General features: G+C 55.9%; 25 protein-coding genes and 2 tRNA genes. 15 read left to right on the forward strand and 12 right to left on the reverse strand.

Translation table 11 applies throughout. The features are described 5' to 3' along the window. Positions 1–4: 4 nt before the first annotated feature. The 3 genes from BN2373_RS04990 (at position 5) to BN2373_RS05000 (ending at position 3,938) form a co-directional block, all read left to right on the forward strand. On the forward strand, positions 5–1,090 hold the full coding sequence (locus BN2373_RS04990; RefSeq protein WP_053943016.1) for an ABC transporter ATP-binding protein: 1,086 nt from the start codon (positions 5–7) through the stop codon (positions 1,088–1,090). Between the two features lie 23 nt (positions 1,091–1,113). After that, complete coding sequence (gene malQ, locus BN2373_RS04995) at positions 1,114–2,832, forward strand: 4-alpha-glucanotransferase (RefSeq protein WP_053943017.1); 1,719 nt, start codon at positions 1,114–1,116, stop codon at positions 2,830–2,832. Between the two features lie 125 nt (positions 2,833–2,957). Continuing rightward, positions 2,958–3,938 carry a YitT family protein gene (locus BN2373_RS05000; RefSeq protein WP_053943018.1) on the forward strand — a complete coding sequence of 327 codons (981 nt, stop codon included), beginning with the start codon at positions 2,958–2,960 and terminating at the stop codon, positions 3,936–3,938. 4 nt (positions 3,939–3,942) lie between these two features. Here BN2373_RS05000 and BN2373_RS05005 read toward each other — a convergent pair whose 3' ends face one another. Next, on the reverse strand, positions 3,943–4,653 hold the full coding sequence (locus BN2373_RS05005; RefSeq protein WP_053943019.1) for a YlmH/Sll1252 family protein: 711 nt from the start codon (positions 4,651–4,653) through the stop codon (positions 3,943–3,945). A gap of 147 nt (positions 4,654–4,800) precedes the next feature. On the opposite strand from BN2373_RS05005, the gene BN2373_RS05010 reads away from it, so the two are divergent. From BN2373_RS05010 to BN2373_RS05035, 6 genes are all read left to right on the forward strand, one after another. Beyond that, positions 4,801–5,181, forward strand: a complete 381-nt coding sequence (locus tag BN2373_RS05010; RefSeq protein WP_053943020.1) for a hypothetical protein — start codon at positions 4,801–4,803, stop codon at positions 5,179–5,181. Positions 5,182–5,280: 99 nt separating this feature from the next. Next, a complete protein-coding gene (locus BN2373_RS05015; protein WP_053943021.1) occupies positions 5,281–5,544 on the forward strand; it encodes an acyl carrier protein in 264 nt (87 codons plus the stop codon). 64 nt (positions 5,545–5,608) lie between these two features. After that, a tRNA-Trp gene (locus tag BN2373_RS05020) sits at positions 5,609–5,681 on the forward strand. Positions 5,682–5,687: 6 nt separating this feature from the next. Continuing rightward, positions 5,688–5,761 (forward strand) — tRNA-Ile (locus BN2373_RS05025). A gap of 74 nt (positions 5,762–5,835) precedes the next feature. Beyond that, on the forward strand, positions 5,836–6,900 hold the full coding sequence (locus BN2373_RS05030) for a 4Fe-4S dicluster domain-containing protein (protein ID WP_074018024.1): 1,065 nt from the start codon (positions 5,836–5,838) through the stop codon (positions 6,898–6,900). Next, entirely contained in the window at positions 6,900–7,724 is an 825-nt protein-coding gene (locus tag BN2373_RS05035; protein WP_238379630.1) for an FAD/NAD(P)-binding protein, read from the forward strand. The genes BN2373_RS05030 and BN2373_RS05035 overlap by 1 nt, the downstream gene beginning before the upstream one ends. 684 nt (positions 7,725–8,408) lie before the next feature. On the opposite strand, the gene BN2373_RS05045 is transcribed toward BN2373_RS05035, so the two are convergent. From BN2373_RS05045 to BN2373_RS08065, 9 genes are all read right to left on the reverse strand, one after another. Beyond that, entirely contained in the window at positions 8,409–8,840 is a 432-nt protein-coding gene (locus tag BN2373_RS05045) for an aspartate carbamoyltransferase regulatory subunit (protein ID WP_053943024.1), read from the reverse strand. Continuing rightward, positions 8,840–9,769: an aspartate carbamoyltransferase gene (pyrB, locus tag BN2373_RS05050; protein WP_053943025.1), complete on the reverse strand. Its 930-nt coding sequence runs from the start codon at positions 9,767–9,769 to the stop codon at positions 8,840–8,842. Before pyrB ends, BN2373_RS05045 begins: the two co-directional genes overlap by 1 nt. 9 nt (positions 9,770–9,778) lie before the next feature. Beyond that, a complete protein-coding gene (gene pyrE, locus BN2373_RS05055; RefSeq protein WP_053943026.1) occupies positions 9,779–10,417 on the reverse strand; it encodes an orotate phosphoribosyltransferase in 639 nt (212 codons plus the stop codon). A 46-nt stretch (positions 10,418–10,463) separates the two neighbouring features. After that, positions 10,464–11,180: an orotidine-5'-phosphate decarboxylase gene (pyrF, locus tag BN2373_RS05060; RefSeq protein WP_053943027.1), complete on the reverse strand. Its 717-nt coding sequence runs from the start codon at positions 11,178–11,180 to the stop codon at positions 10,464–10,466. Then, the gene (locus tag BN2373_RS05065; protein ID WP_053943517.1) at positions 11,177–12,130 is read right to left on the reverse strand and encodes a dihydroorotate dehydrogenase; all 954 of its coding nucleotides are present in this window, start codon (positions 12,128–12,130) and stop codon (positions 11,177–11,179) included. Before BN2373_RS05065 ends, pyrF begins: the two co-directional genes overlap by 4 nt. Further along, the gene (locus BN2373_RS05070; protein WP_053943028.1) at positions 12,130–12,888 is read right to left on the reverse strand and encodes a dihydroorotate dehydrogenase electron transfer subunit; all 759 of its coding nucleotides are present in this window, start codon (positions 12,886–12,888) and stop codon (positions 12,130–12,132) included. The genes BN2373_RS05065 and BN2373_RS05070 overlap by 1 nt, the downstream gene beginning before the upstream one ends. Next, complete coding sequence (locus BN2373_RS05075) at positions 12,875–14,221, reverse strand: dihydroorotase (protein WP_053943029.1); 1,347 nt, start codon at positions 14,219–14,221, stop codon at positions 12,875–12,877. Before BN2373_RS05075 ends, BN2373_RS05070 begins: the two co-directional genes overlap by 14 nt. Continuing rightward, on the reverse strand, positions 14,208–14,768 hold the full coding sequence (gene pyrR / locus BN2373_RS05080; protein WP_019134029.1) for a bifunctional pyr operon transcriptional regulator/uracil phosphoribosyltransferase PyrR: 561 nt from the start codon (positions 14,766–14,768) through the stop codon (positions 14,208–14,210). Before pyrR ends, BN2373_RS05075 begins: the two co-directional genes overlap by 14 nt. Positions 14,769–14,977: 209 nt before the next feature. Continuing rightward, complete coding sequence (locus tag BN2373_RS08065; RefSeq protein ID WP_053943030.1) at positions 14,978–15,913, reverse strand: ribonuclease H-like domain-containing protein; 936 nt, start codon at positions 15,911–15,913, stop codon at positions 14,978–14,980. Positions 15,914–15,976: 63 nt separating this feature from the next. Between BN2373_RS08065 and BN2373_RS05090 the strand changes: the two genes are divergently transcribed. The 6 genes from BN2373_RS05090 to BN2373_RS05110 are packed head-to-tail and all read left to right on the forward strand — an operon-like array spanning position 15,977 to position 20,786. After that, entirely contained in the window at positions 15,977–17,125 is a 1,149-nt protein-coding gene (locus BN2373_RS05090) for a cysteine desulfurase family protein (protein WP_053943031.1), read from the forward strand. Beyond that, positions 17,118–18,311, forward strand: coding sequence for a tRNA uracil 4-sulfurtransferase ThiI (thiI, locus tag BN2373_RS05095; RefSeq protein ID WP_053943032.1), 1,194 nt, complete (start codon positions 17,118–17,120; stop codon positions 18,309–18,311). The genes BN2373_RS05090 and thiI overlap by 8 nt, the downstream gene beginning before the upstream one ends. A gap of 12 nt (positions 18,312–18,323) precedes the next feature. Beyond that, positions 18,324–18,476, forward strand: a complete 153-nt coding sequence (locus BN2373_RS07925) for a hypothetical protein (RefSeq protein ID WP_019134033.1) — start codon at positions 18,324–18,326, stop codon at positions 18,474–18,476. Positions 18,477–18,488: 12 nt separating this feature from the next. Then, positions 18,489–19,433, forward strand: a complete 945-nt coding sequence (locus BN2373_RS05100; protein ID WP_053943033.1) for a DUF697 domain-containing protein — start codon at positions 18,489–18,491, stop codon at positions 19,431–19,433. A gap of 20 nt (positions 19,434–19,453) precedes the next feature. Next, positions 19,454–19,978, forward strand: coding sequence for an adenine phosphoribosyltransferase (locus BN2373_RS05105; protein ID WP_053943034.1), 525 nt, complete (start codon positions 19,454–19,456; stop codon positions 19,976–19,978). A 55-nt stretch (positions 19,979–20,033) separates the two neighbouring features. Then, entirely contained in the window at positions 20,034–20,786 is a 753-nt protein-coding gene (locus BN2373_RS05110) for a hypothetical protein (protein ID WP_053943035.1), read from the forward strand. 57 nt (positions 20,787–20,843) lie between these two features. Here BN2373_RS05110 and BN2373_RS05115 read toward each other — a convergent pair whose 3' ends face one another. Then, positions 20,844–22,349 (reverse strand): carbon starvation CstA family protein, encoded by a 1,506-nt coding sequence (locus tag BN2373_RS05115; protein WP_053943036.1) that lies wholly within the window; start codon positions 22,347–22,349, stop codon positions 20,844–20,846. A 285-nt stretch (positions 22,350–22,634) separates the two neighbouring features. Further along, positions 22,635–23,150, reverse strand: a complete 516-nt coding sequence (gene tpx, locus BN2373_RS05120) for a thiol peroxidase (protein ID WP_053943037.1) — start codon at positions 23,148–23,150, stop codon at positions 22,635–22,637.

A 23,150-nucleotide genomic window follows, 5' to 3' on the forward strand; every position in this document is an offset into this window, starting at 1 on the left:
TAGTATGCAAGTCAAATTAGAAAATATCGGGAAAAAATATGAGGGACGCGAAGAATTCACCCTCCGTCATATCAATTTGGATATCAAGAGCCAAGACTTCTGCGTCATCCTCGGTCCTTCCGGCTGCGGGAAAAGTACCCTGCTTCGTATGATTGCGGGACTTAACTCCATTACAGAAGGCGAGCTCATCTTCGGCGACCGTTTGGTGAATAATGTTCCACCCAAGGATAGGGATATCGCCATGGTCTTCCAAAGCTACGCCCTCTATCCCCATATGACGGTCTATGACAACATGGCTTTTTCTTTGAAAATGCGCAAAGAACGCAAGGGTATCATCGACAAGCGGGTCAAAGATGCAGCCAAACTGCTGCAAATCGAGAACTATCTTTATTCCCGCCCTTCGGATATTTCCGGCGGTCAGCGTCAACGTGTAGCACTGGGGCGTGCCATCGTTCGAAAGCCCAGCATCTTCCTTATGGACGAACCCCTCTCCAACCTGGATGCGAAGTTACGCGAGCATATGCGGGTTGAGCTGGTGCGTATCCATCAACAGATGAAAACGACCACGATTTATGTCACCCACGATCAAACGGAAGCCATGACCATGGCCACCAAGATTGTCCTCCTGGATAAGGGACAAATTCAGCAGGCGGGGGCACCGGATGAGTTTTATAACCTGCCCGCCAACACCTTTGTGGCGCAGTTTATCGGCTCGCCGACCATGAACCTGCTTGAAGGGAAGATGGTCAATGGTGTTTTTGTGACAGACAACAACGAAGTGAGGATTGAACCCAGCGCTAAGGATAGTGAGCGGCTCCGCCCCTATGAAGGGAAAAAAGTGATTGCTGGGATTCGCTCTGAGCGCTTTTTGCGTAAGGAAAGTACCGATAAAAACCATTTTATCTCCCACGTGGATGTCATCGAAAACCTGGGCAAAGAGCAGTCCCTTTTCGTCAAATTGCCCAGCGGAAAAGATTTGGTCATGACCATGCCGGGACACTACCGTTTTGCCCAGGGAGAGGAAGAGGAATTTGCCTTTGACAATGAGGCAATGCATTACTTCGATGGCGAAAGCAAGGAGCGGATTTGACCGCACCAGGGACAAGGAAAGCAATGAAAAATAGGCATGAAGCAGAAAAAAAAGAGAGAAGCTTAAAGGAGGCCACCTCCATTGGGAAGGAGAAGAGCGTGCCGGCCGCCCTTTGGCCGGCGACCTCCTTCTCGCATCAGTCCCACACGCCGCTGGCCGCCGAACTTAAGCAGGTCGCCTACCCACGCGGCCTCGGCGTGATTTTACCCATTTTTTCCTTGCCGTCGCCTTATGGGATCGGCACCTTCGGCCAGTCGGCCTATCAATTCTGTGATTTTTTGGCAGAGGCCGGGGTCCGTTACTGGCAAGTCCTGCCCCTTGGGCCGACAAGCTATGGCGATTCTCCCTATCAAAGCTTTTCAAGCATTGCCGGCAATCCCTACTTTATTGACCTGGACTTTCTTTGCGCTGAGGGCCTTTTGAAGGTGGAGGAGCTGACCGCCATCAATTTTGGGGAAGAAGAAGAGTTTATTGACTACTCGCTTCTTTATAATCAGCGCTACCGCTTGCTGAAACGCGCCTTTGAACGAGCACTGGGGGAAAGTGAACGGGTGCCGGCGCACCCATCCAAAGCCTTTCGCCAAGCTCACTTGCAAGGCGACTGGGGAAGCCGGGAAAGCTTGGTGACCTTCCGAAGGGAAAATAGGGACTGGATTGAGGACTATGCCCTCTTCCAGGCCTTGAAGGCGGAGCATTTTGATGTGGAATGGACGGAGTGGGCCGACGGCTACCGGGATCGTGATCCGCAAGCCCTGGCCGACTTTAGGGCTACGCATGAGAAGGCCATTCTCTTTCAGATTTTTATGCAATATCACTTCTTCCGTCAATGGGACAGTCTGAGGGCCTATGCCCATAGTCTCGGGATCGCCTTTATTGGCGATATGCCCATCTATGTTGCCCATGATTCGGCGGACACCTGGGCGGCGCAAGATGAATTCTTGCTCGATGACCAGGGAAAGCCGCGCGTGGTCGCCGGGGCACCCCCCGACGTCTTCACCAAAGACGGCCAGCGTTGGGGCAACCCCATATATAACTGGGAAGTGATGCGCCAACGTAACTATGTCTTTTGGGTGAGGCGTTTTCGCGCCAATTTCAACCTCTACGACATCCTTCGCTTGGATCATTTTATTGGTTTTGAGCATTATTGGTCCGTGCCGGCAGATGAGGAAACGGCACGCCATGGTCAATGGGAACTCGGCCCCGGCTTTTCCCTTTTCAAAAAACTGGAGGAAGCCTTAGGTCCGCTGCCGATTTTGGTGGAGGACCTGGGCGTCCTCAGCCCAGAAGTCATCGCCCTGCGCGAACGCACCGGCTTTCCCGGCATGAGGCCCTTGCAGTTTGCCTTCGGTGGGGGGAGCGATTCGGACTACCTGCCCCACAACTTTGACCGCCGAACCAGCATCTATACCGGCACCCATGATAGTGAACCGCTTCGCGCCTGGTGGGAAGGCTTGGATGCGCCAACCCGAAGGCTGGTAGCAGCGTATTTTTCGATTACCAGTGAGGACGAGGCACACTGGGGACTCTTGCGCGGGGCTGCTGCCTCCGTGGCCGATCTCTGTATCTTTCAGATGCAGGATCTTCTCTGGACCGGTTCTTCCACCCGAACCAATCTGCCGGGTAGCCTGGGCGGCAATTGGAAATGGCGGCTTTGCCCCGACTACGCTTATCCAGCCTTAGTTGAGAAACTCCACAAACTGATTTACCTCTATGGACGCGAACCCACTCCAAATCTTGATTGAAGGCAGGCCAAAAGGCTCCTCGGAAAATGCCGGAGATAGAGAAAAAACGCTATACTTTTCGGCAAAATGTGGTATGCTATCATCTATTGTTTTTTGATTTCATATTCCGGGAGGGGAGGGTAAAGATGGTAGAGAAAAAGTCTGTCAAAGAGATTACCAAGGGGAGAAGGGTCAGGAAGTGGGCCCGGATTCGCAAGGACCGGCCCAAGGGGAAGAAAAGGGATCGGTCTTTTTCTCTGATAAATCCTCAGGATGAGGTTGCTAAACTGAGCATCCGGGTCATCATGATCCTCCTGTCCTCAGTGGTTTATGCTTTTTATTTTAAGGCCTTCCTGACGCCCAACGGGATCCTGCCCGCGGGATTTGCCGGTACAACCCGCTTGATCCAGGAATTCGGCAAGGCGTTTTTTGGCCTGGATATTCCTTATAGTCTGCCCTATATCGGCCTCAACCTCCCCTTTGCCTTGCTTTGCTATAAGTTTGTAGGCAAGAAATTTGTGGGCTTGTCCCTTCTCCAAGTTGTAGCCACCTCCTTCATCATCGACCTCCTTCCCGCCATGCAGGTCACAGATGATTTGGTTTTGGTGGTGGTCATTTCCGCAGCCCTGAATGGGCTGGCCATGGGCCTGGCTCTCAAGGCCAATGCGTCTGCCGGGGGAACGGATTTTATTGCTACCTACGTTTCCAATAAGACCGGGAAGCCCTTCTGGAATGAGATTTTCATCTTCAACCTCTGTCAGCTTTTGCTGGCCGGTCTTTTCTTTGGCTGGCGGCCGGCTCTCTACTCCATCATCTTCCAGTTTCTCTCCACCCAGGCCATCAATAAGGTCCATGAACGGTACAAGCGCTTTACCCTCATGTTTGTGACCGACTCCGTGGAGCCCTATGCGACAGATCTTATGAAGTTGACCCAACATGGAGTCACCTCGGTAAAAGGGGTGGGAGAATATTCAGGAAAGGAGAGAGTCCTCCTTTATATGGTGGTTTCCAAGTCCGATATGCCTATGATTAATAAGTACCTGGCGGAGCATGGAAAAGGTGTTTTCATGAACGTCATGGACTCCCACGATTTGACGGGACGATTTTATCTCAAACCGCTGGACTAAAGTGTCAAGAATAGCGGAGGAAGGAGAGAACCAGCGACCCCTTCTTCGTTTCCTTAAGCACTTCAAGAAATCGGGCCTTGCCCTTGTGGCGGAAGGAGATCCGCTGGCCCTCCTCTATGGTGTAGTGATCCCGGGTCATCTGGAGGCCGTCGACGTAGACCAGGCCCTCTCGGATGGCCTCCTGGGCCTTGCCCCGGGAGAGGCGGAAGAGGGTGGAGACCACCCGGTCGAGACGGAGGGAGGAGACGATGATTTCCACTTCCTCCGTTTTGGGGCGGGCCTCCTCAGGCAGGTCCTCGATGGTCCGGACTTCCACCCGGGCCCGTCCCACTTGGCTGAGGTTGTTTTGGATGAAATCAGCGACATGGCCCTTGACATAGACATAGGCCTTGTCGGGAAAGGCAATAATATCTCCCGTCACCTTCCGGTCCAGGCCCAGGCCCAGGAGGGCTCCAAGATAGTCAGGATGGGCCAAGTGGACAAAGGAGGGAGCCGTGGACGTGATTTCCAACAGGGCCAGGTCCGGTTGGCCGGGACCGAAGTGGACCAGCTTTCTTTCCCAGTCCTCTTGGTAGACAGTGGGTTGGGCATAGGAGAGCCGGTCTTTTATTGTCAGGAATGCTGAAAATTCCTCCGGGGTCAGGAAGTCGGAATCCAGGGGTCGGTCCTGGTAATAGGCTGTTTGGGCCAAATCTTCAAAGCGGTCGGTGATCAAGGGAGCCTTCTTTCTTTACCATCTTCTCTTACGGAATTTTTCCGAGAATCGGGCAAGTTATGGTATATTCTTAGATGAACCTCTAACCAGCTTAGCACGAAAGAGGCCGAGGTGGAGGCGATTTGGTGAAGAAAGGTGGAAGTACCCTTGCAGAAACGCAATTACTACAGAGATGAGCCCTCCATGGATCCTGTTCGTGAACCTGAGGATGCCTATGATATAGAAGTGACCAACCCCATTCCTGTTCCCGGAAAGTCGAGATCCCAAGCCTACCGGGCAGAGAGAAGAGGAAGGGTGGAGGAGAGGTCAGGTTCCCCCTATCGACCGGCTCAGGGGGTGGAAAAAGGTCCCAAACCCAAATCCTCTTACCGCTATCTCATGGTCCTTCTTGTGGTCTTTTTGGTGACTATTTTGTACACGGCCTATTTATTCCGTGGGTTTATCGGAAAGGGGCCTAAGCCCCAGAGTCAGCCACAGAAAAACTTTGAATTGGTTGATCCATCTTCCGGAGGAGTTTCCATCGAGTAGGAAGCGGGTGGGATTCATCAAAGCCCACCATCGGGCCTATTGCGGGCCTATTAGTGATATGGTACTATGATAACCATCAATGTCTGAAAGGAGACTACGATGGAACGTTACGATGAGGTCAAGGACATTGTCCAAGATGTCCTCGGGGAAAAGGCTCAGGATATCCAACCGGACACGGACATCGTTGAGGATTTGGATGCGGATTCATTGGACTTGGTTGAAGTGGCCATGGCCATTGAAGACTATTATGGCATCGAAATTGAGGATGAAGCCATTGCTGAGATCCACACCTTGGACGACATCGTTCGGGAATTGAACAAGATTCTTGGCGATGAGGCTTTGGGGTCGGAAAAACTTTTGTAAAAGACTTGCAAATATATTTTCTGCTTGCTATACTGTTTAGGTCATCTCTTGATGGGGGAAACAAAGGGGTATAGTTCAGTTGGTAGAACGTCGGTCTCCAAAACCGGATGTCGGGGGTTCGAGTCCTCTTGCCCCTGTTTTAGGGGCCTGTAGCTCAGGTGGTTAGAGCGCACGCCTGATAAGCGTGAGGTCGTTGGTTCGAGTCCAACCAGGCCCATATTGACCCGCAGCATATGCTGTGGGTTTTTTATTGTCATCGGAAGTCCCATGGAAACCGAAGAGGAGGGTTCAATGGCTTTTGAATTGGAGGCGAGGCAAGCCGACAAACTCTTTGAGAGCTTGTCCAAAGAATACGACCTGTATGCACCCGTCCGGACGGACAAGGAGGCCAATGACGGGGAATCCTATATCCGCTATGAGAAGGTGACGGCCTTCAAGCAAGTGGCCTGGGACCTCCTGGCTCATGAGCCTGCCAAGGTCGCCATCACTCCGGTCCGGGAGGAGATGATCCACTTTACAGGAGACCGGGCTGTGGAGGATCCGGGCTTTTCCAAAAAGCGCCTGATCTTCGCCCGCCCCTGCGACATCGTCTCCCAGGAAATCCAGGATAACATGTTCCTGAAAAACGGGGGAATCGTTGATCGCTACTATAAGAGGGCCAGGGACCGGGTCAAGTTCGCCATGATGGAGTGTGCCGGCGGCCAGGAATCCTGCTTCTGCAACTCCATGGGCGGGACCCGTACGGATGATTGGGCATTTGCCTGCCGTTTCTCCGAGGACGGCCTTCAGGCGGAGGTCAAGGATCCTTCCCTCGTCCCCTGTTTTGAAGAGGCCGGGGGCAAGGAGGTGGAATACGCCTTTTCCTATGTAGAAGAGGATGCCAACCCCGTCGACCTGCCCGACCTCTCAGATGAGGAGGTTTACCGGGCGATTCTGAAGGATCCCCTCTGGGATCTTTACGGCGACCTTTGCGTTAACGCTCTCCAGTGCACCAAGACTTGTCCCACCTGCACCTGTTTCACGGTCATCGACCGGGCAGAAGAAGGGGAGGATCCCGTCCGCTATCGGGAATATGCCTCATGCATGGACGATGACTATGAGAAGATGGCCAAGCAGAAGGGGATGCGGACTGACAATGCCATGCGGACCCGCTTCCGGGTTCTCCACAAGATCCATGACTACCAGGTCCGCTTTGGTGACCGGTCCATGTGCACCGGCTGTGGCCGCTGCACCCGGAACTGCCCTAAGCACATCAATATGGCCATGATCATCAAGCAGGTCAATAAGGCGGTGGACCGCTTGCATAAGGAAGAAGCCGGCCAGGGAGAAGCAAAACCGGCCGGGGAGGTGGAATAATGACGGACACCATGGCGACAAAGAACCCCTACATGAGTCAGGCTCATGAAATCCTGGCCGTCCGGAAGGAAACTCAGATGGAGTGGACCTTCCGCCTGGCCTATGATACGGAAAAGATCGACCCCCATCCCGGATGCTTTTATATGCTGGGCATTCCCGGAATGGGCGAAACCCCCATCTCTTTCTCCGAGAAGGGACCGGGCTACCTGGACTTCACCCTCCGCAATGTCGGCGAGGTGACCGACGCCATCTTTGCAAAGAAGCCGGGGGAGACCATCCACCTGAGAGGTCCCCTGGGCAATGGCTGGCCCATGGATCAGTTCCGCGGTAAGCATATGGTCCTCATCGGCGGAGGAACCGGCGTTGCCCCCATCAAGTCCCTCATGGAGGCCGCCTACCATGACAAGGACCTCTTTTTGTCCATGACCATCGTAGTCGGCTTTCGTGACCATGAGGCCATCCTCTTTAAGGAAGCCCTGGACAAGTATGAGAAGGATGACTTCTTCACCACCCTCTACTGCCTGGACAATGAGTCCCACGAGACCTGGCGAAAGGGCTTTGTCACTGAATATCTCAAGGAGATCCCCTTCGCCGAATTCGGCGACGACTATGCCGTCGCCCTGGTCGGCCCTCCGCCCATGATGCACTTCTCCGCCCTGGAGCTCATAAAAAACGGTGTGGAGGAAGACCACATCTGGCAGTCCTTCGAACGGAAGATGTACTGCGGCCTGGGCAAGTGTGGCCACTGCCGGATGAACCAAGACTACGTCTGCACCGACGGCCCCATCTTCAACTACACCCAAGCCAAGAAATTTGTAGATTAAGACAAGGAAAAGAAGCCGGACACCTCGAAGGTGGCCGGCTTTTTTATTTTGGAATCATACAAAAGGGGTGGTGAGCGGTGACAAGCCCCCTTATTTGGAGAAATCGGGAAAAAGGGGGAAAACCTGGGCCCCCTTATTTGATGAAATCGGGGGAAAGGGGGAAAAACTTGGCCCCCTTATTTGGAGAAATCGGGGAAAAGGGGGAAAAACTTGGCCCCCTTATTTGGAGAAATCGGGGAAAAGGGGGAAAAACTTGGCCCCCTTATTTGGAGAAATCGAGGAAAAGGGGGAAAAACTTGGCCCCCTTATTTGGAGAAATCGGGGAAAAGGGGGAAAAACTTGGCCCCCTTATTTGGCAAAATCTATTTGGAGAAATCGGGGAAAAGGGGGAAAAACTTGGCCCCCTTATTTGGCAAAATCAGAGAAAAGGGGGATAAAACTAGCCCCCTTATTTGACGAAATCAAGAAAAAGGGGGAAAAAACGGCCTCCTTATTTGATGAAATCAGGAAAAAGGCGAAAAACCTGGACCCCCTTATTCGGCGAAACCGAGGAATAAGGGGACCAATCACCCCCACCACCCCACCAAGCATAAGACCCCCAGACCCAACTTGAGCGCATTGCAAATCCGGAGGATTTGCCTAAGCGAAAGTGGGCCTGGGGGTCGTCTTACCTGGGGGTTGTCTTTATTCGTCTTCCAAGGATTTTCCGATGGTATCGCAGTAAATGCAGCGGTAGGTCTTAGTTTCCGGGTCGGTCAGGCGGAAGACATGGGGGAGTTCCTGCTCGATGGAGGTGATGCAGCGGGGGTTCTTGCAGTGGAGGATGTTGGTGATTTTCTCCGGGAGTTCGGGGTGGATTTTTTTGACCACGTGGTTGTCTTTGATGATGTTGACGGAGATTTTGGGGTCAAAGTAGCCCAGGAGGGCGAAGTCCAGGTCAAGGGGTTTGGCGACCTTGAGGATGTCCTTCTTGCCCTTCTTCTTGGAATCGGCGTGTTCGATGAGGGCGACCTGGCAGTCCAGTTGGTCCAGGCCCAGGTGGTGGTAGAGGATACGGCCTTTGCCGTTGGGGATGTGGTCGATGACGATGCCTTCTTGTAAATCGCCTAAAATCATTAGTGCGCCTCCTTGCTGAGTCCCAGCAGTTTCATAATCAGTGCCATCCGGATGTACTTGCCATTTTGGACCTGGCGGAAGTAGGCCGCCCTGGGGTCCTTATCCACCGCCGTGGAGATCTCATTGACCCGGGGCAGGGGGTGGAGGATCCGCATATCCTCTTTGGCATTTTTCAGCTTATGGGGAGTCAGGATGTAGGAGTCCTTGAGGCGGAGGTAGTCAGCCTCATTGAAGAAGCGCTCCTTCTGGACCCGGGTCATATAGAGGATGTCCAGCTTGGGGATGGCTTCATCCAGGCTGGAAACTTCTTCATAGGGGATTCCGTTGGCATCCAGGATTTCCGTCTTGACGTTTTCCGGAACCTTGAGCTCGTCGGGGGAGATGAGGACGAACTTGATGTTGGCGTAGCGGGACATGGCCATGATGAGGGAGTGGACGGTCCGGCCAAACTTGAGGTCGCCGCAGCAACCCACGACCAGGTTGTCCAGCCGGCCCATCTCCAGGGAGATGGTGATCAGGTCGGTCAGGGTCTGGGTGGGGTGGTGGTGGCCACCGTCGCCGGCGTTGATGACAGGGATGTCCACGTTATGGGCGGCAACGTAAGGGGCCCCTTCCTTGGGATGGCGCATGGCGATGATGTCGGCGAAGCATTCCACGGTCTTGGCTGTATCCGCCACGGACTCGCCCTTGGCAACGGAGGAGTTTCCGGCCGAAGAGAAGCCCAGGACCTGGCCGCCCATGGACATCATGGCGGAGGTGAAGGAGAGCCGGGTCCGGGTGGAGGGCTCATAGAAGAGGGTGCCCAGGATCTTGTGGGCGCAGACTTCCTGGTAGTCTTGGGGGTGGTCTTTGATGTCCTTGCCCACCTCGATGAGCTGGTCGATTTCTTCGACGGTCAGGTCGGAGATGGTGATTAAGTCTTTTTTCATGCTTCCTCCTTAGGCGTGGATCCAGGATTCATCCTGGGGGTGGTCACGGAAGGCCATGAGCTTGGCACGGTCTTCTTCTTCAATATGGCCCGTTTTCAGGGCCGTGTCGACGATGTCATCAAAAGTGGTCAGGGTGTGGACCTCCAGGGGGTGGTTATGGAAGGCCCGGAGGGATTTGTCCATGGCGTAGGTGAAGATGGCGCAGGCCCCGATGACCTGGGCCCCGGCCTCCTCCAAAGCTGCCACCACATCCAAGAGGGAGCCCCCGGTGGAGATGAGGTCTTCGATGACCACGACTTTGTCCCCTTTATTCAGGCGACCCTCGATCCGGTTCTGCCGGCCATGGTCCTTGGATCCGGACCGGACATAGCCCATGGGGAGGTCCAGGCGGTCGGCGACCAGGGCAGCATGGGCAATGCCCGCCGTGGCGGTTCCCATGAGGACCTGGGCTTCAGGGAAGTGGTCCTTGACCAGTTCAGCAAGGCCTTCCTCCACCTGGGCCCGGAAGTCCGGGTAGGAGAGGATGAGGCGGTTGTCTGTGTAGATGGGGGATTTGATTCCGGAGGCCCAAGTGAAAGGTTGTCCGGGCCGGAGGAAGACCGCCTGGATATCCAGGAGGCCTTGGGCGATGGGGGATGGTGAGGTCATAGGGATCCTTTCTGCGTTTTGTGGAGTGGCGGTTGGCATTTGCCGGTTATTGGAAGTCCCGGCTGGCCTCCTGGTAGGCAGCCAGGGGGTCCGGAGCCTGGGTGATGGCCCGGCCCATGACAATGTAAGAGGAGGTGAGCTCCTTGGCCCTGGCGGGGGTGGTGACCCGCTTTTGGTCCTGGGTGGCCTGGCCTTGGAAGCGGACGCCCGGGGTGACGGTCAGGAAGTCCAAACCCAGGGCCTCATGGATCATGGGGGACTCCAGGGGGGAGGAGACCACCCCATCCAGCCCGGCCTCCTTGGCCAGCTTGGCATAATGGACCACCACATCCTCCAGCTTGCCGGAGATGGCCAGTTCCCGGTTCATGACCTCCTGGGAGGTGGAGGTGAGTTGGGTGACGGCGATGAGGAGGGGACGGGTTTTTCCGGCGGCCCGGCTGGCTTCCTCCAGGCCCCGGAGGCCCGCCTCCATCATGGCCCGACCTCCTTGGGCGTGGAGGTTGACCATGTCCACATCGAGCCCGGCCAGGGACCGCATGGCCATTTCGACCGTGTTGGGGATGTCGTGGAGCTTGAGGTCCAGGAAGATCTTATGGCCCCGGTCCTTGATCTCTCGGATGATGGCCGGCCCTTCTTTATAGAAGAGCTCCATACCCACCTTGACGTAGATGGGGCGGTCGAAATGGTCCAGGAAAGCCATGGTTTCTTTCTTGCCCGGAAAATCGAGGGCGACAATGACTTGGCCTTGGTTGATTTTTGTCATACTTGGTCCTTTCCTTTGTGGCTTATGCCGATGATGTCTTGGAGGGAAGAGATGCCATAGGCGTCCATGACGGCGGGGAGGTCTTGGATGATCCTGGGGCAGACGTAGGGGTCAACCAGGTTTTGGGCCCCGATCTGGACGGCAGAGGCCCCGGCCATGACCATCTCCAGGACGTCCTCCGATTTAGCAATCCCGCCCATTCCGATGATGGGGAGGTCGGTCGCCTCATAGACGTCATAGACCATCCGGAGGGCCAGGGGGAAGATGGCCGGGCCGGAAAGTCCTCCTGTTCGGTTGGCCAGAAGGGGCCGGCGGGTCTTGAGGTCCAGCCGCATGCCCAGGAAGGTGTTGACCAGGGAGAGTCCGTCGGCCCCGCCCTCTTCACAGGCCCGTGCAATATCAGCGATAGAGGTGACGTTGGGGGAGAGCTTGACGTAGACCGGCTTCTTGCAGGCTGCCTTGACCTCCCGGGTGACCTTTTTGGCCATAGCGGGGTCCAGACCAAAGGCCATGCCGCCTCCGTGGACGTTAGGGCAGGAGATGTTGATCTCCAGGATGGCCACGTTGTCGGCCTCCTCAATTTTGGAGGCGCAGGTCACATAGTCGTCGATGGAAAAGCCGGAGACGTTGGCGATGACCTTTTTCGAAAAGAAATCCTTCATCCGGGGGAGGTAGGAGTGGAGGACCAGGTCCACGCCCGGATTTTCCAGACCCACCGCATTGAGCATGCCGGAGGGGGCGTCGGCGATCCGGGGAAGGGGGTTGCCCGGCCGGGCCTCCCGGGTGGTTCCCTTGATGGAGATGGAACCCAGGATGTTGAGGTCATAGAGGTCCTTAAATTCCAGGCCGAAGCCGAAGGTCCCCGATGCGGGGATGATGGGGTTGTCCAGGACCCAGTCGCCCAGTTTGGTTTGGAGGCGGGGGTCGGATTGAATCCTTGCTTTATCCATTACCATAGGACCTCCTCGGCCGGGAAGACCGGCCCATTCTTACAGACCCGGCGTGGGTCCGATTTGGTTTGGATGGTGCAGCCCATGCAGGCCCCAAATCCGCAGGCCATCCGCTCCTCCATGGAGACCTGGCCCTGTATGCCCTTGTCGGCCATCCAGGCAGTCAGGGCCCGGAGCATGGGCCGGGGACCGCAGGTGTAGACATAGGGGGGGGAGTCCGGGTCATTCCGGCCTTCCTCTTGGAAGCGGTCCAGGAGATCAACAGCCGTTCCTTCCAGTCCCTGAGACCCATCCATGGTGGCCAGGTGGACCGTTAGGCCCAGGTCCCGAAATTCCTCCGCCAGAAAAATCTCTTCTTTTTTATTGAAGCCCAGGAAGACCTCTGGTTTATGGCCCCTCTGGATCAAGTCCTTGGACAGGTAGAAGAGGGGGGGGATCCCCACCCCGCCCCCGACCAGGAGGGGGGTATGGGGGGCTTCCTCCGGAAAGAAGCCATTGCCCAGGCCGACCAGGAGGTCGAGGTCTCCCGAAGTGATTTTTGTCAGGGCCCGGGTCCCCTGTCCCAGGATTTTATAGATGAGGCGGATCCGGTCTCCTTGAACGTCACAGAGGGAGATGGGCCGGCGGAGGTAGAAGCCGGGGATCTTCACCTGGACGAACTGGCCGGGAAGGAGGCCTTCTCCCCCCTCCCCCTCAAGAACCAGGTTGTAGACATCGGCGGTCAGGGGGCGGTTCTCCAGGATCTTATACCGGCTCATGGGAGACCTCCCTTCCTTCCAGACGGTCCATATCAGCATAGGCCCTTTGACCGGCTACCCAGGTGGCCAGGCAGCGACCATAGACAGTTTTTCCGGTGAAGGGCGAGGCCTGGCCCTTGGAGAGGAAGTCTCGAGGGTCAATCCGGTAGGACTCTTCCAGGTCGAATAGGGTCAGGTCGGCCGGTCCTCCGTCTTGGATGCCCAGGGCAGGGGCCAGGACGAAGTGGGGGTCGCGGATCCTGTGGAGGCCCAGGGTCGCCGTGGGCCGGGTGGAAAGGAGGTCCACCAGGTTTTCCAGGCTGGTGATTCCTCCCTTAACCAGGTCGGTGTAGCAGACGGGAAAGGCGGTCTCCAGGCCCACAATTCCGTTTAAGGAGTGGTCCAAGCCGCCCGCCTTCTCCTCCTGAGAATGGGGGGCATGGTCGGTGGCGATGGCGGAGAGGGCCCCCTCCACCATGGCCCGGCGGAGGGCCTCCCGGTCTTCCTCCGACCGGATGGGGGGGTTCATCTTGAAGCGACCATCCTCCTGGAGGTCCCGATCAGTCAGGGTCAGGTAGTGGGGGGCCGTTTCAAAAGAGGCCTTGACCCCTTTTTCCTGAGCCTCCCGGATGGATTGGACCGATTCCTTGGTGGAGACGTGGCAGACATGGTAGTGGACCCCGGTCTTTTCCGCCAGGGCCACGTCCCGGCGGACCTGGACGTATTCCGAGGCCGAAGGGTTGCCCTTATGGCCATGAGCCTTGGCATAGTCACCGTCATGGATGACCCCGCCGGCGACCAGGTCCCGGTCCTCGGCATGGGCGACGATGGCCTTGCCCAGGGCCTTGGCCCGGACCATGGCTTCTTCCATGGTTCTTTCAGAATCCACCCCGACCCCATCATCAGTGAAGGCGACCACATAAGGGGCCAGGGCTTCGAAGTCGGAGAGGGCCCGGCCCTTTTCTCCTTGGGTGATGGACCCGTAGGGAAGGACATGAACCCGGGCTTTTTCTCGAATGCAGTCCAGCTGGATCTTGAGATGGTCCAAAGAGTCCGGGACGGGTTTGAGGTTGGGCATGGTGCAGACCGTGGTGTAGCCCCCATGGGCGGCCGCCATGGACCCGGTCTCGATGGTTTCCTTGTACTCCTGGCCCGGTTCCCGGAAGTGGACGTGGAGGTCGACAAAGCCCGGGAAGATGTGGAGACCTCGGCAGTCCAGAACCGGCCAGGAATTAGACCCTTGGGGGGGATCAGTATAAATCAGGCCATTGTGGAGGTAGAGGTCTTTTTCTTGGATTTTTCCCTCCAGGTAGACCCTTCCTCCCTTTAGAACCCGTTGATCACTTGCTTTCATGGTCATCCTCCTTTTCCACCAAAACGACTCGGAAGGCATCGTCATATTCCGGGACCTGGACCTGGACTTCTTCGGTCCGGGAAGTGGGGACGTTCTTTCCCACAAAATCCGGCCGGATGGGCATCTCCCGGTGGCCCCGGTCGATGAGGGTGGCCAGGCGGATGGCCGCCGGCCGGCCCTCATTAATGACGGCCTCCATCGCTGCCCGGGCGGTCCTTCCCGTGAAGATGACGTCATCGACGATGATGACCAACTGGTTTTCCGTCCCGGCTTCGGGAATAGTGGTCATGGAAACCTCCGGAAGGCCTTCTTCGCCCGTCCGGTCATCCCGGTAGAAGGAGATGTCCAGGTGGCCGGTGGAAACGGGCTTGTCCGTGATCTTTTGGAGGTTTTCCCCGATCCGGTTCGCCAGGCTGATTCCCCGACGGGGGATGCCTAAAACGAGATAGCCCTTGGCCTCCCTTTCCTGCTCATCAATTTCGTGGGCAATCCGGCGGAGGGAGCGCTCGATTGCCGCCTGGTCCATGATTTCCGCCTTGATTTTCATCCTGCCTCCTTTCTTTGGGCATAAAAAACGCCCCCACGGTTTGACCGCAGGGGCGTGTGTCTCGTCAACGCTGGTGGCTTATTTTGGCCACAATCCACCAACTCGGGTGGTTTCCTCTTTTGGGTCTCTCTGTACCGCATTAAAAGAAATTTTTAATTTTTTCATCCCCTATCCTATGCTTTTCCGGCCTCCTCGTCAAGGGCTTATCCTTATTTTTTCAGGAGGGCACTCGCCAGTCGGAGGAGGTTTTGGCCATAGTCCCTCTTTTTGTCATAAACGGCAATAAGAGGTGGCCTGAAGGCATAGGGAGACCGGTCAGAAAAGGGGATGGGGGAAACCGCCAGGCGGACCGGGTTTCCGCCAACATAGCCTCCGGTCAGGGCCAGGTCGATCGTTAAGTGATCCCCCTCCCAGGCCAGGTCCCCAAAGGAGGAATTTTTGAAGCCCTTCACTTCTTGGGGCGGGGTCAGGTAGAAGTGGACCCGGGCCCGGTTGGCAGTTTTTTCCAGGCGGACCAGGTCCAGCCGGCAGGGACCAAAGAGGGAGTCCTCCAGGTCTATCCGGAGGGTCCCGGCCATCCGGTCCAGGAGTTTCTTCACATGCCAGGTCCCTTCCAAATCATCCCGGTTGTGACCCAGGACCAGGTCCGCCACCTCAGGGTGGGCCATCATAGGGGCGGATTGGGCCACGGCCCTTCCGGACAAGCGGTCATTCCGGAGGAAACCGGATTTTTTTTCCAGGTCGGCCAGGCGGCCCGGGACCTCATCCAAGAAACGGCGGCGGGACCGGAGCCAGGCGTAGAGGTCGAGGGAAGAGGCCGGGTTAAGGGGAGGGAGGCCCGCCCTCCTTAAGCCGGCTTCCAGGAAGGGGAGGTCGAAGGCCTGACCATTGTAGGTCAGGATCCGGCGATCATGAAGAAGGTCCCGGGTCCGGGCAAGAAGGCTTTCTTGAAGGCAGTCATCCCTGCCCCCGGAGGGGTCGTAGACTTGGATGAGGTCGGATCCCTCTCCTTCTTTGGCAACCAGGAGGCCGACCAGAAAAATGCGGTCCTCCTCCCGGCGAAGCCCCGTCGTTTCAAGATCAAGAAGGCAGGTCCCCGCCTCCAAATCCAGGTCGCTTTCTTCCCGTAATTCTATCACTTCCATTCCGTCCCCCTGTGCTACAATATTTGTATTGAGTATACCAAAAACTTCCAGAAAGGACCCCCAATGATCTATTTCGACAATGCTGCGACCACCCCGGTCCACCCCGAAGTGGCTGAGGTCATCAACCACATCCTTCTCCACGAGTGGGGAAACCCTTCCTCCCTCCACCACATCGGCTTTGAAGCTGAAAAGAGGATGAGGGAAGCCGGCCGGGTCTTGGCCGGGGGCTTGGGGGTGGATCCTTCCTGCCTCATCTTCACCTCATGTGCCTCCGAATCCAACAATACCGCTCTATGGGGGGCTGTTCGGGGGAAGACCGGGGTTAATGTGGTCATGGCCCAGGCGGAACATTCCTCCGTGGAGAAGACCGGCCTGGCTCTTCGTGAGGCGGGGGTGGAAGTCCGGGTCATCCCCGTCGACCGGGAGGGCTTCGTCACGCCCGGCCAAGTCGCCGAAGCGGTTGATGACAAGACGGCCCTGGTCACTGTCATGCAGGTCAACAATGAACTGGGGTCGTGGAATGACCTGGCGGCCATCGGCCCCATGGTCAAGGCAAAGAATCCCAAGACGCTTTTCCATGTGGATGGAACCCAGGCCTTCGGCAAGCTTCCGGTCAAGCTGGAGGAATGGAAGGTGGACTCCTACTCCGCCTCAGCCCACAAAATCCACGGGCCCAAGGGGGTCGGTCTCCTTTATGTCCGCCAGGGGGTCAATTATCCCTCTCTGATTGCCGGTGGGGGACAGATGGGGGGCCGCCGGGCGGGAACAGAAAATGTGGCCTATATCTGCGCCATGGCCAAGGCCTATGACTTGGTCCAGGCCCATGTCCGGGACCACAAGGAGGAGATCCTGGCTATCTACCATCGAGCCATGGAGAGGATCCGGGCCCTTGATGGGGTCCGGGTCAATTCTCCGGCCCAACCCCTCAACCCCTATATCATCAACTTCGGCTTGGAGGGAGTTCGGGCGGAGGTCCTTCTTCACATGATGGAGGGGGAGGAGATGTACTTTTCCTCCGGGTCCGCCTGCTCCAAGGGTCAGGCCTCCCCGGTCATTGAGGCTATCGGGGTCCCCGATGCCTATAAAGAAGGGATCCTCCGGATCTCTTTTTCCATGGAAAATAGCCCGGACCAGGTGGATCCTTTTTTCGATGCCCTGGAAAAACACGTCAGAGAAATCAGAAAAGTGACAGGATGGTCAAAGAATGCATAGCGATTGGGTAGTATCGGTCTCCTTCGGCGAGCTCATGCTCAAGGGAAGGAACCGGTCTTATTTTGTGAACAATGCGGTCCGCCACGTCATGCTGGCCGTCAAGCAGATCCCCATCAAGAGGACCTATTTCCAAATCGGAAAATTTTTCTTGGAGGTGGAGGAAAAGGACTTGGACCGGACGGTGGCTCAGGTCAGGAAGGCCTTCGGCCTGGCCTATGTGACGCCGGCCCGGAAGGTCGCACCGGACATGGCATCCATTTCCTCTGTCGCTAAGGAAATGGCGGAAGAGAAGATGCAAAGAATTCAGGCGGAGACGGGGAAGGAGACGGTCAGCTTCAAGGTGGCCACCAAGCGGGCGGATAAAAACTTCCCCATGAAATCCCCGGAAATTTCTGCCCAATTGGGCGGTGTTCTTTTAGAAGCTTTCCCCGCCTTGTCGGTCGATGTCCATAACCCGGACTTCATCCTCCATGTGGACATCCGCGACGATGCCTTCGTTTATACGGACCAGGTGGAGGGGATGGGGGGGCTTCCCTGGGGGTCCGGAGGCAAGGGTCTCCTCCTCCTATCCGGAGGAATCGACTCTCCCGTGGCCGGCTTCGAAATCGCCCGCCGGGGGATGGCCCTGGGAGCCATCCACTTCCACTCCTACCCCTTCACTTCCGAACGGGCCCAGGATAAGGCCCTCCGGTTGGCGGAGAAGATGACGGAGTCGGTGGGCCCGGTCAAGGTCTTCATGGTCAACCTTCTGGACACCTACAAGGCGGTTCGGGAGGAGTGCTCGACGAGGAACACCACCGTCCTCTCCCGCCGGATGATGATGCGGATCGGTGAAGTCCTGGCTGACCGCTATAGCTACGATTGCTTCATCACGGGGGAGAGCCTGGGTCAAGTCGCCTCCCAGACCATCCAGGGGATCACTGTGGTCAATGATGCGGCTTCCCGCCCCATCCTCCGTCCCCTCATCGCCCGGGATAAGAACGACATTATCCGAGTGGCCCGGGACTTGGGAACCTATGAGATTTCCATTGAACCCTTTGACGACTGCTGCTCTATCTTTGCTCCCGATTCGCCCAACACCAAACCCAAGCTTGAAGATATTCTGGAAGAAGAAAAACGGCTGGATATTCCTGCTTTGATTAACCGGGCCATGGAAAGCCTGGAAATCATCGACCTCAGCGAATAGAAAGGATCTGTAATGAAAAAACTGACGAAGGCCGGGATCAGCTTCGGCACTGCCCTGGCCATGGTTGTATCCTATGTATCCTGGCACTCCATCCCCTGGGCCATCTTCCACGGGATCCTGGGATGGGTCTATGTGGTCTACTATGCCCTTCGCTATAGCCTGTAAGGGGAGTGAAAGATGAACCAACTCGGCCGACGACTGGGAAAAATCCTGACCATTCTGGGCATCTTCCTGGGCCTGGTCTTTCTGGTTTTCCTCGTTAACCAGTTTTATCTTCTCTACCAGCTTCTGAAGGGGATCCATCCCTGGGTTGGGGGCCTTTTTGTCGGACTTCTGGCCTTTGCCCTGGCCTACCTCTTGATCCGACTGGTCCTCCTCTATATTCGGAGCCTTCCGGCCCCCCACCTCCCCGACCATCCTACCCAGGAGGACTATGACCGCTACCTGGAGGATATGCTGGCCTGCCTGTCCAAGAACCGGCTCCTTTCCCGGGACCTCTTAACCGATGAGAGCCGGTCGAAAGAGGAAAGGGTGACCACCGCCCTGGACAGCCTGGACCGGGAGGGGGAGCCCATCATCCGGAGGCATGCCAATTCCATTTTCCTCTCCACAACCATTTCCCAAAACGGCTCCCTGGATGCCATCATGGTCATGGTGACTCTGGTCAAGATGGTCTGGCAACTGGGCCAGGTTTACGGGACCCGACCCTCGCTCAAAAGCCTGGGCAAGCTCTACCTCCAGGTGGCCAGCCTGGTCTTCATGGCCCGGTCCCTCGAAGACAGCGACCTCATCCCTGCCCAGCTTGAGCCCATGATCGCGGGCCTGGTCGGGGAGTCCATGGCCTCTGCCATCCCCGGCATGGTCCCCATGTCCAACCTCATCATCTCATCGGTCATGGAGGGGGCCATCAACGCCTTCCTGACCCTCCGGGTGGGCTTCATCGCCCAGGCCTACCTGGGCATGGAGAGGCCCAAGCCCAAGAATGTCATCCAGCGACAAGCCTCCCTCCAGGCGGTAAAGGAGCTGGGCATCATTATCAAAGACTCCGGCAAATCCGTAGTAACTGCCTTCATGGACCGGGTGAAACGAACCGCCCGGGATACAGCGAAAGGTTGGTTTTAGAAAGAACAAAGGAGAATCGCATGAATTTACAGGAAAAAATGAGAATCATTGAGGACTTCCCGACCAAGGGAATCTCCTATAAGGACATCACTACGATCCTATCGGACAAGGAGGCCTTCCAGGAGGCCATCCACCAGCTCCAGGACCAGCTCAAGGGCCTGGACTATGATTACATTATGGGGATTGAAGCCCGGGGCTTCATTATGGGGGCCGCCCTGGCCTATGCTGAAGGCAAGGGGTTTCTCATGGCAAGAAAGGCCGGCAAGCTTCCCGGCAATACCGTCTCCTATTCTTACGACCTGGAATACGGCAAGGCTACCATCGAATTGGACATGGATTCTGTGCCGGACGGTGCCCGGGTCGTCGTCCTGGATGACCTCCTGGCAACCGGGGGGACAGCCAAGGCCTGCGCAAAGCTCATCGAAAAAGCAGGCGGTCAGGTGGCCCTGACCCTCTTCCTCACAGAACTTACCGACCTCCCGGGTAGGGAGACCCTGGAAAAAGAAGGCTATAAGGTGGTTTCCATCTTACAATGGGACCACTGATCTTCATAAAGGACGCTTAGGATTCATTAACAAATCATTTAAGGAAGGGGGAGGAATGGCTAGGGAACTTCGAACATTTAAGCCCGAGGACTACCGCAGAGCGGAAAGGCGGGTGACGGCAAAAGACTTGGAGAGAAATATGGCGGCAATTAAGGATTTTGCCGAGATTTCTTTTCCGGGAGAAAATCTTTTGGCCAAGAACAAGTCCTATCTCGAGGAGAAGGACTACCTGCACTTTGCTTATGCCGCGGTTTCCTGGAAAATCAAGGGCATCATCCTCTTCTGGTCCGTGGGGACCCTTCTGTTGGGTCTGGTTCTTGTTTTTCTCGGCATCTTCGACCCTGTCAAAGCTTGGGAAGAGATTTTTCTGGGCCTGGTTCTCCTGGGCTTTGGCGGTATCTTCGCCTCCTATTTTTTCTGGACCCTGCCTCGCCGGACGGCCAGCTCCTACCGCAGGGATGACCTCCGTCACATGGGCCAGGAAGGGGAGGAACCCTTCCGGATCTTCTACTTCTTTGAAACCGGCGTCGTCACCGGAACGAGCGACGGCCGCCACAACAAAGTCCTTTATAGTGAAACCTATCAGATTTATGAGACAGACCGCCTCTTTTCCTTCTCCTTCCGTCCGGAAGCAGGTTACGTGATGAGGAAGGACAGCTTCCTTGAGGGTGGTGTTGATGCTTTCATTGACCGGATGAAAAAGTGGACCAAGGTTAACCAAAAAAAGTACCGAAAAGAAGGCGGGAACAGCCGCCAGCGCTTCTGGTTCGGCGACTCGCCGGAAGAGGATAATAAAGAAAAGAAGTAATGGAAAAGGAGCTCGGATACCTGAGCTCCTTTGCTTTGTCCTTGAAAGGGTTTTGAATTATTTACCTTGATAGATGGGCTCTAGCTTGAAGATCTGTTCCCGGTGGTCGAAACCGTACTTGCGGACCACAAAGGTAACCAGGGCGGTGACAACGAAGCCGATGGCATAGGAGATCATATAGGATTCAGGCTGGTTCAGGAGACGTGCTTCCAGGCCAAGTCCGATGGGGGCGTGGCAGATATAGGAAGTGACGATAAAGGTATAGAAGATGAGCGGTACGAGTGTGATGAAGTAGTTCTTTCTGTGAACAATCAGGTAGACCGTGGACATGGCCAGTGCGAAGCAGGCCACGAACTGGTTGGAGAAGCCGAAGTAGCGCCAGAGCAGGTTGAAACCACCGGCGTTGAGCTTGGCGAAGGCCAGGATGGCAACGGCTGGGATGAAGATGAAAATGGAAGTCATCAGCCGGTTCTTCTGGGGCTTCTGGTCAATATGGAATTGTTCAGCGACCATCAGGCGGACGGACCGGAAAGCGGTATCGCCGGAGGTGATGGGCAGGACGATGACACCTAAGATGGCAAGTATACCGCCGAAAGATCCCAGGAATTCTTTGGAGATGACGGAGACCATGCCGGTGGCGTTGATATCGTTGATCAGGTTGGGCTGACGGTTGTAGAGCACCATGGCACCAGCCGCCCAGGACATGGCGATGAAGCCTTCGAGGACCATCATCATGTAGAAGGTGGTGCGGCCTTCCCGTTCGGAAGCAACGGTGCGGGAGACCAGGGTCGATTGGGATCCGTGGAAGCCGGACAGAATACCGCAGGCGACAGTGATGAAGAAGACGGGGATAAAGGGGGCGTTTCCGGCGGGCTTGAACTGCCACTGGTCGGCCTCCCAAACGTTGAGCAGGTTCTTTCCGCCGTCCATCATGACGCCGATGAAAACACCAACCGCCGAAATCAGCAGGATACAACCGAAAATGGGGTAGATCCGACCGATGATGGTGTTGATGGGGAAGAGGGTCGCTAATAAGTAATAGGAAAAAATAACCGCATAAACGATCCAGATAACCGCTTGATCCGGGCTGGCATCCATCCCCAGGATCGGACCAACAATGAGGTCACCGGGGGTGTAGACAAAGACGACGCCGGTCAGAATCATGAGGACCATAAGAACAACCAGATAGACCTTGTGGGCACCCGGGCCCAGGTATTTTGAAACCAGTCCCGGCATCTGTTTACCTTCGTTGCGCATGGAAATCATGCCGTTGAAGTAATCGTGGGTCGATCCGGCAATGACATTTCCGATAGGAATGGCAATAAAAGCAAGAGGGCCAAAGAGAATGCCCTGGATGGGGCCGAGAACCGGGCCGGTTCCGGCAATGTTGAGCAGTTCGATCAGTGAGTTCTTCCATTCGGGCATTACTACATAATCGACTCCGTCAGCCATGGTAACCGCCGGTGTTGGCCGGTCATCCGGGGCGAAAGTCTTTTCGACCATGCGGGAGTAGATAAAGCCGCCGGCGAAAAGCATGATAATGCCGATTGCAAATGTAATCATGTTTTCTCCCTTCTTCGTAAAAACGAATTGTGAACTCAAAATAAAATGTCAGTTTCCTCCTTTCATGGACAGAGCTTATCCACCCTTACTATATCAGATTCGCCGACTCGGGAAAAGCTTTTTGTTAATGGAAATAGAGCTAAAATTCCCAATAATGTGGGATTGTTTAGTAAAGAATTTTTGGTAGCCCTCAAATATTGAACAGAAAAAAACTGTCCGGTCTTTCGTCGGGACAGTTTTTTCACTTATTGAGTTTCTGGATCTTCTATTGGGCTTTGATCCGGCCTATTTCAGGCAAGCCTTAGCGGCTTCCAGCGCCTTGTCGAAGTCGGGGAAGTTGGTGTTCTGTTCCACATACTCCACATACTGAACCTTGTTGTCCCGGTCGATGACGAAGATGGACCGGTTGATGAGCTTGAGCTCATCGATGAGGGCGCCATAGTTCTCGGCGAAGGACCGGTCCTGGTAGTCCGAGGCCATGACGGAGTTTTCAATATCGTGGGAAGAGCAGAAACGCTGGGCGGCAAAGGGGAGGTCCATGGAGATGGTCATGAGGCGGACCTCATCGCCCATTTTTTCAACTTCTTCGTTGAAGCGCATAGTCTGGAGTTCGCAGACCTGGGTGTCCAGGGAGGGGACGGCGGAGAAGATCTTGACCTTGCCGTCGAAGTTTTTCAGGCTGACGGGGTTGAGTTCCTTGTCAACGGCGTTGAAGTCGGGGGCCTGGTCGCCCACCTTGATTTCTGTCCCTAAGAGGGTCAGTTCGCTGTCGCCCATTTTGAATCCGGTTCTTTTATTCAT

Source organism: Kallipyga gabonensis (assembly GCF_001286805.1).
Classification (GTDB): Bacteria; Bacillota; Clostridia; order Tissierellales; family Peptoniphilaceae; genus Kallipyga; species Kallipyga gabonensis.